This window comes from Streptosporangium sp. NPDC006930 (assembly GCF_040635605.1).
Taxonomy (GTDB): Bacteria; Actinomycetota; Actinomycetes; order Streptosporangiales; family Streptosporangiaceae; genus Streptosporangium.
In genome coordinates, this window is the sequence record NZ_JBEYID010000030.1 from 92634 (window position 1) to 107587 (window position 14954).

The following is a 14954-nucleotide window of genomic DNA, read 5'->3' on the forward strand; positions in this document are numbered from 1 at the left end:
CGTCTGGGAGTAGTCCGAGGCGAGGCGGTCCGGCTCGGGGTGATCCGACTCATGGCGGTCCGAAACGGGGTGATCCGACTGAGGTTCACCGGCATCGGGATGAGCCCCCATTACGGCGTACGGATGCCCTCGCACGGGTCGGCGAGGAGACAGGGAGGCGGGGGGATCCCCGGAAACGGGCTCCTTCGATGTGGGAGCGGATCCCTCGGGAGAGGTGGGAACGGAGCTCTGGGTAACGGACCCCTCCGAAGGCCCCTCCGGAACGGCCCCTTTCGAAGGATCCTTGGGCGCCGCACCCTCCGAGGCGGGGGCCGGGTCATCGGGGATGGGGGCGGCGAGAGGCACGAGTGCCACGGAAGGGATGGGGGTGACACCGCCGGCGCCCGCGGCGGGATCAGCGCGGTCGGGACGGTCAGCACGGTCGGGGTGATCAACGCGGTCAGCACGGTCCGGACGGTCGGAGCGATCGACACGGTCGGTACGTGCGGTGTCGAAGCGATCGACGTGATCAGCGCGGTCGGTACGTGCGGTGTCAGGGCGATCGACATGATCGGGACGGGCGGCATCGGAGAGACCGGCGGACCCCTCCCCCCGTGGCCTGGGGACCGCACCGGAGTCTTCACGTGCGCCCCGGGATCTCCACAGATCCCGCAAGCCCCGCAAACTCGGAAAGCCCTCCCCGGAGACCCGTGGCTCGGGGCGCCCCGGTGGAGTCTCCGGGGACGGGGACGGCTCCTCCCCACTCAGACGGCGCAGCTCGCGTTGGACCAGTGCGGCGGGGTCGCCGAACCGGGCCAGGATCCTCTCCACGGCGACCGGGTCGTCCGTCCCCGCACGCTCGGCGTCGATCCGCCTGCGCAACACCGCCACGAAGTCGATCCGCTGCCTGGGCCTCATCACACCGTGCGCCGCGTCGGCCGCCTTGCTGACATAGTCCAGGACGAGCTGGTCCGCACGCTCGATCACACTGACCATCCTCTCTCGGCATCGCCTCGCTCGTGAGCTTCTTCCCTTATTCGCTGCCATTCACATGATCTATTCGCCGCCCTTCACATGATCGTTTTCTCTCTTCGCTCGATCACGGAATTCCCCCAGGCCGCGCGATGTCGGTCAAGCCTCCTACCATTGGCGGAATGAGCACGGAGTTCACCGAGTGGCTGCGCGGCCGGAGCGATGATCGGCTGCGGGCTCTCGTCTCCGTACGTCCCGAGCTCATCACCCCCGTGCCCGCCCATCTGGAAGGGCTCGCCGGGCGGGCGAGCAGCCCGTCGGCGGTGGGCAGGGCGCTCGACAGGCTCGACCGGTTCACGCTCGCGGTCGTGGAGACGCTGGCCGTGCTTCCCGGCCCGATCGCCTACAGGTCACTGCGTGCCCAGATGGCCCGTTCCCTTGCGGGGACGGCCGATCCACAGTTCCAGAGCGCCCTCAAGGAGACGGTCGAGCGGCTGCGCACCATGGCCCTCGTCTACGGACCCGACCGCGCCCTGGCTCCGGCGCCCGGGGTGCGGGAGGTGCTCGACGCTCCCGCGGGGCTCGGTCCGCCCGCCCTGGAGGCGTTCAGGCACCACCCCGCCGAGAGGCTGGCCGAGCTGGTCCAGGACGTCGCGGGCGAGGGCGGCGAGACCGGGAGCGCCACCAAGGAGACGCTCGCCGCGCTGCTCGGCGACGCGGAAATCGTCGGACGGCTGATCGAGGAGGTCTCGCCACAAGCGCGGTCCGCGCTCAACGAGCTGGTCTGGGGCCCGGCCAGCGGCCGGGTGCCCAACGCCCGCCGCGAGGTGCGAGCCGTCACCGCCCGGTCGCCGATCGACCAGCTCCTCTCCCGGGCACTGCTCGCCGCCACCGGCGAGGAGACCGTGGTGCTGCCCCGCGAGGTCGCCCTGTTCCTGCGCGGGGGCCGCGTCCACCGGGACCTGTCTCCTCTCCCGCCCACCGCAGAGGGCACCGAGCGCGACCGCGGGCTCGCCGACCGCACGGCGGCCGGGCAGGCGTTCACGTTCACCCGCGCGGTGGAGGAGTTGTGCGAGCGCTGGGGTGTCGACCCGCCCGGCGTGCTCCGCAGCGGCGGCCTGGCCGTGCGCGACCTCAAGCGGACGGCGGGCCTGCTCGACCTGCCCGAGTGGGTGACGGGGCTGATCGTCGAGGTGTCGTACGCGGCGGGGCTGATCGCGGCGAGCGGCACTGTCGACGGCGACTGGATGCCCACCCCCGTCTACGACGGCTGGAGGGTGAAGGCCACCGAGGACCGCTGGGTGGTGCTGGCCACGGCCTGGCTCACCATGGACCGGGTGCCGGGAATCATCGGCGAGCGCGACGAGCGCGACCGGCTGCTCAACGCCCTCCATCCCGACCTGCGCCGTCCGGCCGCCGCCGAGGTCCGCGCCACGACCCTGGGCGTGCTCGCCTCGACGCCGGGGGTGGCACCCACCCTCGACGCGGTACGCGAGCGCCTGGCCTGGGAGCAACCCCGCCGTCGTGGTGGCTACCGCGACCAGCTGGTGGAGTTCACGCTGCGCGAGGCCGAGCAGATCGGCGTCACCGGGCTCGGGGCGCTCGCGGGCCACGGTCGTGCCCTGCTCCCCGATTCCTCCGGCACGCCGGCCGGTTCCGGTGGCGGCCGCGCGACGCCCGCCGCCCACCTGCTGCTCCCGCTGCTGCCCGAGCCGCTCGACCACGTCCTCCTCCAGGCCGACCTGACCGCGGTCGCTCCGGGACCGCTCACCGGCGACCTGAGGCGGTGGCTCGCACTGACGGCCGAGGTGGAGTCGACCGGCGGCGCGACGGTCTACCGCTTCGACGAGCGCTCGATCCGGCGGGCACTGGACGCGGGTCAGGGCGCCGACGAGCTGCTGGCCATGCTGGAGCGCCACTCGACCACGCCCGTGCCGCAGCCGCTCAGCTACCTGGTCGCCGACGTGGCCAGGCGCCACGGCCGGATGCGCGTCGGCACGGCGAGCGCGTACGTGCGGTGCGACGACTCCTCCCTGCTCGACGAGGTGATGGCCGACAAGCGGGCGATCCCGCTGCGGTTGCGGCGGCTCGCCCCCACGGTGATCGCCTCCAAGTCCTCCCGGCCGACGCTGGTCGACGCGCTGCGCGCGATGGGGTACGCACCGGCGGCGGAGTCGCTCGACGGTGATGTGATCATCGCCCAGATCGACGTCCGCAGGACCGAGGGCACGTCGACGGGGCGTTCCCCGGTCACGTTCAACGGCCACGAGGCCGACGTGGTGGCGGCCGCGGTGCGCGCGGTGCGCGCGGGTGACGCCGCGCTCCAGGCCCGTCGTGCCCCGGTCGCCGTCCCCGGCGGCGAGGTGCCGCGCTCCCCTGCCACCGCCACGATCACCGCCCTGCGCGAGGCCATCCGGCAGGGGTCGCAGGTCTGGATCGGTTACCTCGACTCCCAGGGCAACGCCACCAGCCGGATTCTCGAACCCGCCCGGATGGAGGGCGGTTATCTCACCGCCTACGACGAGACGCGGGCAGCGGTGCACCGCTTCGCCCTGCACCGCATCACCGGCATAGCCGACATCGTCTGAGATGCCTCCCGCCGGTCCCACGAGGGGCGGAAAGGCCGCGCCGACCCGGCGTGCCGCAAGGGGTCAAGAGGTAGTCTCGGTTGCGGGACGGGCCCACCACGAACTCGGTCGGTGGCCGGCGATCGGCGGTCGGTGGTCGGCGATCGGTGGTCGGCGATCGGCGGTCGGCGGTCGGCGGTCGGCGGTCCGATGATCCGACGACGGCGCGTCGCTCGCCGCGCCGCTCACCGGGGTGCGAGGGTCCCTTTCCGAGTCCCTTTCTGGGTCCCCTCCGGGCTCCGCCCCGGGACGCGACCGAGTCCATCCGCCCATGGCCCACGACCTACGCCCCATATCGTGTCAGTTGACGTTCTGAGCTCCACAGAAGCGAGAGATCCCCATTGAGCAGCGGTCACTCAGAAGGCCCCAGCACCAACCCGGACGACTGGAAGAGCCCCTACACCACAGGCCCCGGCCAGACTCCGGACCATGAGCGGCAGCCGTACGGCTACGAGCAGACCCGGCAGGATCACCAGCCCGGCTACGCCCAGCCGGATTACGGTCAGCCTGACTACGGTCAGCCCGGCTACAACCAGGTCCCGGCCTACGGCGAGCCCTCCGGCTACACCGACCCCGGATACGGGCAGGGCTACGGCGAGCAGCCCTACGGACAGGGATACGGGCAGGGCTACGGACAGGGATACGGAGGTTACGGATCCCCGCCGCCTCGCAACGTCGAAGGTGTCAGGACACACGGGATCGTCGCCCTGGTCATCAGCATCACCCTCGCGCTGAGCTGCTTCGTGAGCCTCGGCGGCATCGTCGGCACCATCCTGTCGGGCATCGCGCTGGGCAAGGTCGACACCGACCCGCAGGGCGCGAGAAACCTGCTCAAGTGGACCTGGATCAGCGTCGGCGTCAACATCGCGCTGCTCGCCCTGGGCATGACCTTTTTCATCGTCGCCGGCGTCAACGGCGCCTTCGACTCCTGAGCAGGCCGGGGGCCGTACGCGTCGACCCGGTGGACGTTCATGGGTGCGACCATGAGCCGACCCGCCGTAGCCTGTGGTAACCAAGGGAGAAGGCTGTGACTGACGGACCATTGATCGTCCAATCGGACAAGACCCTGCTCCTTGAAGTCGATCACGAGCGGGCCGGGGAGTGCCGCAAGGCGATCGCGCCGTTCGCGGAGCTGGAGCGCGCCCCCGAGCACGTGCACACCTACCGGATCACCCCCCTGGCGCTGTGGAACGCGCGGGCCGCCGGGCACGACGCCGAGCAGGTGATCGACGCGCTGATCGCCCACAGCCGTTACCCCGTGCCGCACGCGCTGCTGGTCGACGTCGCCGAGACGATGTCGCGCTACGGCAGGCTCCGCCTGGAGAAGCACCCCGTCCACGGCCTCGCCCTGACCAGCACCGACAAGGCCGTGCTGGAGGAGGTCCTGCGCGCCAAGAAGATCCAGCCGCTGCTGGGCGAGCGCCTGGGCGACGACGGCGTGGTGGTGCACCCGAGCGAGCGCGGCAACATCAAGCAGCACCTGCTCAAGCTGGGCTGGCCCGCCGAGGACCTGGCCGGATACGTCGACGGCGAGCACCACCCGATCGTGCTCACCGAGGAGGGCTGGGAGCTGCGCACCTACCAGCGGGAGGCCGCCGAGGCGTTCTGGCACGGCGGCTCCGGCGTGGTGGTGCTTCCCTGCGGTGCGGGCAAGACGATCGTGGGCGCGGCGGCGATGGCCCAGGCGAAGGCGACGACGCTGATCCTGGTGACCAACACGGTCTCCGCGCACCAGTGGAAGCAGGAGTTGCTCAAGCGGACTTCTTTGACCGAGGACGAGATCGGCGAGTACACCGGCACGAAGAAGGAGATCCGGCCCGTCACCATCGCCACGTACCAGGTGATGACGACCCGCAGGCAGGGCGTCTACCGGCACCTGGAGCTCTTCGACGCCCGTGACTGGGGGCTGGTCGTCTACGACGAGGTGCACCTGCTGCCCGCGCCGATCTTCCGGATGACCGCCGACCTGCAGGCGAGGCGGCGGGTGGGCCTGACCGCGACGCTCGTGCGCGAGGACGGCAGGGAGGGCGACGTGTTCTCCCTGATCGGCCCCAAGCGGTACGACGCGCCGTGGAAGGAGATGGAGAACCAGGGCTGGATCGCCCCGGCCGACTGTGTCGAGGTGCGGGTGACGCTGACCGACGAGGAGCGGCTGGCCTACGCGATGGCCGAGTCCGAGGAGCGCTACCGGTTCTGCGCGACCACGCCGTCCAAGACGCGGGTGACCGAGGCGCTGGTCCGGCGGCACCTGGACGACCAGGTTCTGGTCATCGGGCAGTACATCGACCAGCTCGACGAGCTCGGCGAGCACCTGAACGCACCGGTGATCAAGGGGGAGACGAAGGTCAAGGAGCGGGAGCGCCTCTTCCAGGCGTTCCGCGACAAGGAGATCCAGGTCCTCGTCGTCTCCAAGGTCGCCAACTTCTCCATCGACCTGCCGGAGGCGGCGGTGGCCATCCAGGTGTCGGGCACCTTCGGGTCCCGGCAGGAGGAGGCTCAGCGGCTGGGCCGGGTGCTGCGGCCGAAGGCGGACGGGGGCGGGGCGCGCTTCTACTCGGTGGTGAGCCGTGACACCGTGGACCAGGATTTCGCCGCCCATCGACAGCGGTTCCTCGCCGAGCAGGGCTACGCGTATCAGATCATCGACGCGGACGACGTGCTCGCCGGAGATTGACCCCACATGGCGAACACGTCGTCAATTTGTGTCAGGTCCACGAAATCCCGCGGGCTTTCGACAAACAAACCACCCCCTCGCTAGGCCTCAAGGCCACTGGCGACATACCCCCATGATCTGCGGGAGTCACCAGGTTCGCCTCGCTTTTTCGCCATTTCAACGGAGAATTACAGAGAGTGTCAGGGTGACTACGGAACGATCGGATCGTCGAGGAAGAGAACGCTCTCTTCGATCACCCGGACGGTCACCGCGTCGACCGTTGGAACGGTAAAACGATTTTTGTCTGCGCGCGTCTCCGGCACCGGAGCAGCGCCCGCCGTGTTTTGCCTCCACGCGTCCCCGGCGCCGGCGCGGCATCCGCCGTACCCTCGTTCACCGTTAATCCTTTTGAGACTCCGCAGGGCCATCGCTAAGCTGGTCGATTCGCTGCCCGATGACCACCACCTCCGTTTATCGAATGGGAGGCGCTTCAGCGTGCCCGCACATCAATTGGCCCCCGACATAACCGACGACTCCGCCCGGATCCTCGCCGCCGAGCGCGAGCATCTGGCCACCTCCAGGGCGGCGCTGCGCGCGATGCGCGAACACGCCCGGTCCCTCTCCTCCGACGCCGCCGGAGACTGGGTCTCCCAGCAGATCCTGCAGGCGCTGCTCGACCAGCGCGTCGAGGCGCTCGCCGACCACTCCGGCACGCCCCTGTTCTTCGGCCGCCTCGACCGCCAGGCCGGAGACGACCTTCCCACCACGGTCTACGTCGGGCGCAGGCACGTCCACGACGACAGCAGCCGTCCCCTGGTCATCGACTGGCGGGCACCGGTCTCGCGGGCCTTCTACCAGGCGAGCCCGTCCGACCCGATGCGCGTCGCCCTGCGCCGCAGGTTCGGCTATCGGGGCGGCGACCTGACCGCGTACGAGGACGAGCACCTCGACCAGGGCGCCGCCCTCGCCCAGAGCAGGATCCTCACCGAGGAGATCGAGCGTCCCCGGTCGGGGCCGATGCGCGACATCGTCGCGACGATCCAGCCCGACCAGGACGAGATCGTCCGCTCGGAGCTGGGGCGGACGGTGTGCGTCCAGGGTGCCCCCGGCACGGGGAAGACCGCGGTGGGCCTGCATCGGGCCGCCTACCTGCTCTTCACCCACCGCGAGCGGCTCGCGAGGTCGGGCGTGATGATCGTCGGCCCGAACCGGGCGTTCCTCTCCTACATCTCCTCCGTCCTGCCCGCCCTGGGCGAGGTCAAGGTCGACCAGACCACGGTCTCCGGGATCCTCGGCGACCACTCCGCCCCCGAGGACCCCGCCGTCGGCACCGTCAAGGGCGACGCGAGGATCGTCGCCGTGCTCCGACGCGCCCTGTGGGCGCACGTCGTCAAGCCCACCGAGGGCGTGCTGTTCACCAAGGGGATCAACCGCTACCGGGTGGCCGACCACGAGGTCCGCGAGATCGTCGCCTCGCTGCGCGGCACCACCCGCTACGGACCGGGGCGCGCCACGCTCGCCCAGCGCCTCGCCCACCTGGTGCTCGTCCGGATGGAGCAGCGCGGCGAGTCTCCCGACGACCGGGTGCAGGACGCGGTGGCCAGGTCCAAGCCGGTCAGGGCGCTCGTGGACGCGGTCTGGCCCAAGCTGACCCCGCAGCAGGTGCTCCACCGGCTGTTCAGCGACCCCGCCTTCCTCGCCGCCGCCGCCAAGGACGACCTCACGGCCTCCGAGCAGTCGCTGCTGCTGTGGGCGAAGCCTGCCAAGTCCTTCCGCTCGGCGAAGTGGTCGGCGGCCGACGGCGCGCTGATGGACGAGCTGGCCGACATGATCGAGCGGACCGCCCCGCTGGGCCACCTGGTCGTGGACGAGGCCCAGGACCTGTCGGCGATGCAGTTGCGCGCCCTCGGCCGGCGCTGCCGCACCGGCTCGGCCACCGTGCTGGGCGACCTCGCGCAGGGCACCACGCCCTGGTCCGCCCGCTCCTGGACCGAGGTCCTCACCCATCTCGGCTTCGAGGACGGCGCCGTCACGGAGCTCACCCTCGGCTTCCGTGTGCCGCGCGAGGTCCTCGACTACGCGGCCAGGCTGCTGCCCTCCGTCGCCCCGGACCTGGCCGCCCCCCGGTCACTGCGCCCCGGCGCGGGCTCCCTGTCGGTGCGTCCGGCACCCGACCTCGCCGAGGCGCTCGCCCGCGCCGCGGAGGAGGCCCTCTCCCGCGAGGGGTCGATCGGCGTCATCGTCCCCGACGCCCTCGCGGGCGCCGCGTCCGAGGCCCTCTCCCACCTGGATCACCGGGTGCTGAGTCCCGACACGGTCGAGGACCACCGTCTCCTGGTCGTCCCCGCGTCCCTGGCCAAGGGCCTGGAGTACGACCACGTGATCGTGGCCGAGCCCGCGGACATCGTCGACGCCGAACCTCGCGGCCTGGCCCGCCTGTACGTGGTCCTGACCCGCGCGGTCACCTCACTCACCGTCCTGCACGGCCGGGAGCTTCCCGCCCAGCTCTCCGGGTGACCTTGTCTGGCCGGTCGGCGCCAGGCGGTGCGGACGGCTCCTCGGCCGGGGCACCCGGTTCGCCGCCCTGATCCCGAAAGGAGCCTTGCCGACCGGGATGACGTCGACGACCCTTCTGGTCCTGGTGCTGATCACCGACACGCTGTCCGCATCCAGGTTGGTCACATAGAGCCAGGTGCCGTCCGGGGAGATCGTGATCCCGAAATGAGCACCCTCGACCGGGATCGTGTCGATGACCTTGTTGGTCTTGGCGTCGATCACCGCCACGCTCTCCGGGATCAGCAGGGTCACGTAGACAAGGGCGTTGTCAGCGGAGACCACGACCCTGGAAGGAGAGCTACCGACGGGGATCGTGGAGACGACCTTGTTGGTCAACGTGCTGATCACCGACACGGTGTCGGAGCCCTGGTTGGCCACGTAGACGTGGAGGCCATTGGGGGCGAACCTGATTCCGAACGGGCTCTTACCGACCGGGATGGTGGCGATGACCTTGTTGGTCAACGTGCTGATCACCGACACGGTGTCGGAGCCCTGGTTGGCCACGTAGACACGGCGATAGGGAATGGCGGTGATTCTGAACGGGTTACGGTCGACCGGGATGGTGGCGATGACCCTGTTGGTCGCCGTGTTGATCACCGATACGGTGTCCTTCCGCACATCGGTCACATAGACACGGGTGCCGCCATAGGAGACGTCGATCCCGATGGGGTTGCCACTGACGGGGATGGTCGCGGTGACCTCTCTGGTCGTCGCGTCGATCACCGACACGGTGTCCGACTGCGAATTGGCCACGTAGACATGCGCGTTGTCGGGAGCGACCGCCACCCCGATGGGGTTTTCGCCGACGGGGATGGCGGCGATCACGTCGTTGGTCGTCGCGTCGATCACCGACACGGTGTCCGACTGCGAGTTGGCCACGTAGACGACGTTGTTCGGCGGCGTGTCCGCCGCGTCCGCGGCCGTCGGCGCCATCAGACCGGCCACGACGACCAGCGCCACCATGGCGGGAAGGACACACGACCGCCACCCGCCCTCAGATGCTTTCCAGTGGTGGTGATACATCGTCATCCTCCGCCGTGCCGTCAAGAACCCCGTTGTCGCAGCAAGCACTTCGTTCTATGACCGCACGGCGTCGCGTTAAGGAAACGACACACCGGCTTGCAATATCGTTTCGCCCGCCTTGTCCACTCATTGCCTGACGACACCGAAGCCGAACGGACGGCATGGAGGTGATCGCGCCCTCTCGGCCCCGCCCGGCCCTTTCGAGGCCCCTTCTCGCCCGCGACTCCGCACTCCGGGCCGCCGGATCGAACTCCGCCTCTCCCTGCCTCTCCGCCGGCGCCCGTCGGGGCGGCCCTCTCAAGGAGGTACGACGACCAATGGCTGATATCACCTCGGGGAAGTACGCATAAAAGAGGCGACCCCGAGATCTCGGGGTCGCCTCTTTTATGCGAAAGCGGCTGGACTCAGAAGTCCATGTCGCCGCCGCCGGGCATGGCGGGGGCGGCTCCGGCCTTCTCGGGCTTCTCGGCGATGACGGCCTCGGTGGTGAGGAACAGCGCCGCGATGGACGCCGCGTTCTGCAGCGCGGAACGCGTCACCTTGGCCGGGTCGATGATGCCCGTCTCGAACAGGTTGACGTACTCGCCGGTGGCGGCGTTGAGGCCCTCACCCGCGGGAAGGTTGCGTACCTTCTCCACGACGACGCCGCCCTCAAGGCCGGCGTTCACCGCGATCTGCTTCAGCGGCTCCTCCAGAGCCTTCTTCACGATCGCGGCACCGGTGGCCTCGTCGCCGAAGAGCTCCAGCTTGTCGAACGCCTTCGCGCCGGCCTGCAGCAGCGCCACGCCACCGCCGGGGACGATGCCCTCCTCGACGGCCGCCTTCGCGTTGCGAACGGCGTCCTCGATGCGGTGCTTGCGCTCCTTGAGCTCGACCTCGGTCGCGGCACCGGCCTTGATGACGGCCACGCCGCCGGCCAGCTTGGCCAGACGCTCCTGGAGCTTCTCGCGGTCGTAGTCGGAGTCGGTGTTGTCGATCTCGGCGCGGATCTGGTTGACCCGACCGGCGATCTGCTCGGCGTCACCGGCGCCGTCGACGATGGTGGTCTCGTCCTTGGTGACGATGACCTGACGGGCGCGACCGAGCTGGTCCAGGGTGGTGGACTCCAGCTTCAGGCCGAGGTCCTCGCTGATGACCTGGGCACCGGTCAGGATGCCGATGTCGCCCAGCATCGCCTTGCGACGGTCACCGAAGCCGGGCGCCTTGACCGCGACCGAGCGGAACAGGCCACGGATCTTGTTCACGACCAGGGTGGCCAGGGCCTCGCCCTCGACGTCCTCGGCGATGATCAGCAGCGGCTTGCCGGCCTGCACGACCTTGTCGAGAACCGGGAGCAGGTCCTTGTTGGCGGACACCTTGGAGTTGACGACGAGGATGTACGGGTCGTCGAGGACGGCCTCCATACGCTCCGGGTCGGTGACGAAGTACATCGAGGTGAGGCCCTTGTCGAAGCGCATGCCCTCGGTGAGCTCAAGCTCGAGACCGAAGGTGTTGCTCTCCTCGACGGTGATGACGCCTTCCTTGCCGACCTTGTCCATCGCCTCGGCGATCATCTCGCCGATCTGCGGGTCGCCCGCGGAGATGGACGCCGTGGAGGCGATCTGCGCCTTCGTCTCCACGTCCTTGGCGAGCTTGGACAGCTCCTCCGACACGCGCTCGACGGCGGCCTCGATGCCCTTCTTCAGGGACATCGGGTTGGCGCCGGCGGCGACGTTGCGAAGACCCTCGCGTACGAGAGCCTGGGCGAGCACGGTGGCGGTGGTGGTGCCGTCACCCGCGACGTCGTCGGTCTTCTTCGCGACCTCCTTGACGAGCTCGGCCCCGATCTTCTCCCACGGGTCTTCGAGCTCGATCTCCTTGGCGATGGAGACACCATCGTTGGTGATGGTGGGGGCGCCCCACTTCTTCTCCAGCACGACGTTACGGCCCTTGGGGCCGAGGGTCACCTTGACGGCGTCCGCGAGCTGGTTCATGCCGCGCTCGAGACCGCGCCGGGCGTCCTCGTTAAACGCGATCATCTTGGCTGCCATACGGCTAACCTCCCAGAGAAAGGGTGGCTTACACCGGACCGAGCCGACGCCCGCGACGGCATGTGGGCCCACGACTCCGTTCGGCGGGCCCCATCGCCTCGATCCAGGATTGGCACTCTCTATGCGTGAGTGCCAAGAATCTGTTTAGCACTCTACCCCGACGAGTGCAAGCCGCGTCCCGTTGACCTGGGCCGCGCGTGGGACGATCTTCGGCTTCTCGTCATGTCCGCGAAGATCCCGCGTCACGTCGGCGTACGCGATGCGTCATCATCGGCGCCTTTGGCGCCTTTGGGATCACCGGCGTCATTGCCGTCGTCGGCGCATGCCCGAACGACACGAACGCCCGGCTCGCCGGATGAGGGCGAGCCGGGCCTGGGCGGTGGGGGTTCAGCGGACCGCGACACCTCGGGACCCGCCGGCTCCTCCCTGCGAATTCATGAAACGGCCGCGTCAGACCGCCCGGACGGATTCCGCCTGGGGGCCCTTCTGCCCCTGGGTGATCTCGAACTCGACCCGCTGTCCCTGCTCCAGGGCGCGGTAGCCATCCATCATGATCGCGGAGTAATGGACGAACACATCCTTACCACCGTCTACCGCGATGAAGCCGTAGCCCTTGTCCGCGTTGAACCATTTGACGGTGCCCTGCGCCACTTGCGACTCCTCTTACTGGTCTTAAAGGACGACGCCCATTCCTCTCGCGAAGTCCCCAATCTCCGGGGCGGACTTCGCCACGTCGATCGTTCCGACCATACCTGTGGGAAGCGGTCGGGCAACAGAGTCAAGCACCAAACTACCTCTTTACGAGAGCTTTTATCACGAGGAGAAAGTTTCATCATCACTACTAGTTAGTCAGGGGTTACATTATTCGTCCACGCGACAAATATGAGCTTCTGTCATAAAACACGGCACCCGCCCGGCCGGAGCCGGGCGGGTGCCGTGGATTCGCGGGTGCCGCCGGGGATGACGCGGTGCGACGCGAGGCGGTCAGGGCCGCGTCAGGGCGGAGGAGTCAGCCTCCGGCCACCGCCGGGATGATGGAGATCTGAGCGCCCGAGGGTGTGGCCGTGTCGAGGTTGTCGGCAAAACGGACATCCTCATCTCCCACATAGACATTGACAAAACGTCGGATCTTTCCCGATTCATCGAGAATCCGGGCACCGATCCCCGGGAAGTCCGCGTCGAGCTTCTGCAGAACATCGCGCAGGGTCTCCCCCTCTCCGTTCACCTCGGCGGCGCCATCGGTGTAAGTCCGGAGAATCGTCGGAATCCGCACAGAAACGCTCATAATTCAGTACCTTTCACGATTTCTAGGCGATAGCCGCACGGAATGCGTCAAGAGAAGGCCGAATCACCGCGGTCGGGCGTGCCTCCCCGGCCACCGCGTCAAGGGTCTTGAGACCGTCACCGGTGTTGAGGACCACGGTCTCCGCGTCGGGGTCGAGCGTGCCCGAGGCGACCAGTTTGCGCAGCACCCCGACGACGACGCCTCCCGCGGTCTCGGCGAAGATGCCCTCGGTCCTGGCCAGCAGCCGGATCGCGTCGACGATCTCGGCGTCGGTGACGTCCTCGACCGCGCCACCGGTGCGGCGGGCGATGTCCAGGACGTACGGGCCGTCGGCCGGGTTGCCGATCGCGAGCGACTTGGCGATCGTGTCCGGCTTGACCGGGCGGATCACGTCGTGGCCCGCCTTGTAGGCGGCGGAGACCGGGGAGCACCCCTCGGCCTGGGCCGCGAAGATCTTGTAGGGCTTGTCCTCGACCAGGCCGAGCGCGATCAGCTCCTTGAAGCCCTTGTCGATCTTCGTGAGCTGCGAGCCTGACGCGACCGGGATGACGATCTGGTCGGGGACGCGCCAGCCGAGCTGCTCGGCGATCTCGTAGGCGAGCGTCTTGGAGCCCTCCGCGTAGTACGGGCGGAGGTTGACGTTGACGAAGCCCCACTGGTCGCCCAGCTCGTCGCCGATGAGCTCGGAGCAGAAGCGGTTCACGTCGTCGTAGGTGCCCTCGATGCCGATGAGCCTGCCGCCGTACACGGAGGCCATCACGATCTTGGCCTGCTCCAGGTCGGAGGGGATGAACACGCAGGCGTCCAGCCCGGCCCGCGCGGCGGCGGCGGTCACGGCGCCGGCCAGGTTGCCGGTGGAGGAGCAGGAGAGGGTGTGGAAGCCGAAGTTGCGGGCCGCCTCGACGGCGATGGCCACCACGCGGTCCTTGAAGGAGTGGGTGGGGTTGCCGGAGTCGTCCTTCACGTGCAGGGAGCGGATGCCCAGCTCGCGGGCGAGGTTGCCGGCGTTGACGAGCTTGGTCCAGCCCGGCGCCATGTTGGGCTTGGAAGCCACGTCCTCGGGGACGGGCAGCAGCGAGCGGTAGCGCCAGATGTTGGTCGGCCCCTCGGCGATCCGCTCCCGGGTCACCCGCCCGAAGTCGTACGCGATCTCAAGGGGCCCGAAACACTCGCTACAGGCGAAGCTGGGGCCGAGGTCGTAGCGGGCACCGCACTCCCGGCAGGACAGGGCGGCGGCGGGGCCGAAGCGCCGGTCACGCGCGCCGTCGGCAGCGCCGGAGGAGGTGGTGGTGTTCTCAGTGGTTGCGAGCGCCATGAAGCGAGGCCTTTCCCTCATCTTCGTCTGGACCACCCTGGTCGCAGACCGGAATTGGCACCTGTCCCGGCCGACCTCGTGTCGATCACGAGTCTTGAACCGGGATGGTTGCCGGGGCTTCGCAGGGCCGGTCCCTCCACCCCTCTGGATGAGCAGATATTCAGTTGGAAACCCGACGCGCGGGTCTCAAGCACTCTACCCCGCCCTGCCGCGCTCCTGACCTCATGTCTCACTGTGCGAGACACAGCGTGTTATCCAGCGGACAACCGGATCCAGGCCACCCGCCGCGAGGCACGTGGCGAGCACCCCGTACAAGCAGGTGAGGCCCCCGCCGGGCGGACGATCCTCGGTGAGGCCCCCGCCGGGCGGACGATCACCGCCCTGCGCGAGGCCATCCGGCAGGGGTCGCAGGTCTGGATCGGTTACCTCGACTCCCAGGGCAACGACGCAACTCGGCGGCGAGCATCAGGCCGGTCGGCCCGCCGCCGGCGATGATCACGTCGATCATGAAGAT

The 14954-nt window shown here is 69.1% G+C and carries 10 protein-coding genes and 1 riboswitch; of the genes, 5 read left to right on the top strand and 5 right to left on the bottom strand.

Annotated elements, in window-relative coordinates; genetic code table 11:
• The first annotated feature begins 1133 nt into the window (after window positions 1–1133).
• The 4 genes from ABZ664_RS35890 to ABZ664_RS35905 all read left to right on the top strand — a co-directional run bounded on the left by ABZ664_RS35890 (window position 1134) and on the right by ABZ664_RS35905 (window position 8748).
• The gene (locus tag ABZ664_RS35890; RefSeq protein ID WP_362520635.1) at window positions 1134–3539 is read left to right on the top strand and encodes a helicase-associated domain-containing protein; all 2406 of its coding nucleotides are present in this window, start codon (window positions 1134–1136) and stop codon (window positions 3537–3539) included.
• A gap of 380 nt (window positions 3540–3919) precedes the next feature.
• Window positions 3920–4510: a hypothetical protein gene (locus ABZ664_RS35895; RefSeq protein WP_362520637.1), complete on the top strand. Its 591-nt coding sequence runs from the start codon at window positions 3920–3922 to the stop codon at window positions 4508–4510.
• A gap of 95 nt (window positions 4511–4605) precedes the next feature.
• Window positions 4606–6252, top strand: a complete 1647-nt coding sequence (locus ABZ664_RS35900; RefSeq protein WP_362520640.1) for a DNA repair helicase XPB — start codon at window positions 4606–4608, stop codon at window positions 6250–6252.
• A 474-nt stretch (window positions 6253–6726) separates the two neighbouring features.
• A complete protein-coding gene (locus ABZ664_RS35905) occupies window positions 6727–8748 on the top strand; it encodes an AAA family ATPase (protein WP_362520643.1) in 2022 nt (673 codons plus the stop codon).
• Here ABZ664_RS35905 and ABZ664_RS35910 read toward each other — a convergent pair.
• The 5 genes from ABZ664_RS35910 to thrC all read right to left on the bottom strand — a co-directional run bounded on the left by ABZ664_RS35910 (window position 8698) and on the right by thrC (window position 14440).
• Window positions 8698–9750, bottom strand: coding sequence for a YncE family protein (locus ABZ664_RS35910; protein WP_362520646.1), 1053 nt, complete (start codon window positions 9748–9750; stop codon window positions 8698–8700). The two genes, ABZ664_RS35905 and ABZ664_RS35910, sit on opposite strands and share 51 nt — an antisense overlap.
• Window positions 9751–10214: 464 nt before the next feature.
• Entirely contained in the window at window positions 10215–11840 is a 1626-nt protein-coding gene (gene groL, locus ABZ664_RS35915) for a chaperonin GroEL (RefSeq protein WP_362520650.1), read from the bottom strand.
• Window positions 11841–12290: 450 nt separating this feature from the next.
• Window positions 12291–12491: a cold-shock protein gene (locus ABZ664_RS35920; protein ID WP_012895270.1), complete on the bottom strand. Its 201-nt coding sequence runs from the start codon at window positions 12489–12491 to the stop codon at window positions 12291–12293.
• A gap of 358 nt (window positions 12492–12849) precedes the next feature.
• A complete protein-coding gene (locus ABZ664_RS35925) occupies window positions 12850–13125 on the bottom strand; it encodes a MoaD/ThiS family protein (RefSeq protein ID WP_362520654.1) in 276 nt (91 codons plus the stop codon).
• Window positions 13126–13147: 22 nt separating this feature from the next.
• Entirely contained in the window at window positions 13148–14440 is a 1293-nt protein-coding gene (gene thrC / locus ABZ664_RS35930; RefSeq protein WP_362520656.1) for a threonine synthase, read from the bottom strand.
• Between the two features lie 14 nt (window positions 14441–14454).
• Window positions 14455–14595: riboswitch (SAM riboswitch) on the bottom strand.
• 79 nt (window positions 14596–14674) lie between these two features.
• On the opposite strand from thrC, the gene ABZ664_RS35935 reads away from it, so the two are divergent.
• Window positions 14675–14935 carry a hypothetical protein gene (locus ABZ664_RS35935; RefSeq protein ID WP_362520659.1) on the top strand — a complete coding sequence of 87 codons (261 nt, stop codon included), beginning with the start codon at window positions 14675–14677 and terminating at the stop codon, window positions 14933–14935.
• The last annotated feature ends 19 nt before the right edge of the window (window positions 14936–14954 follow it).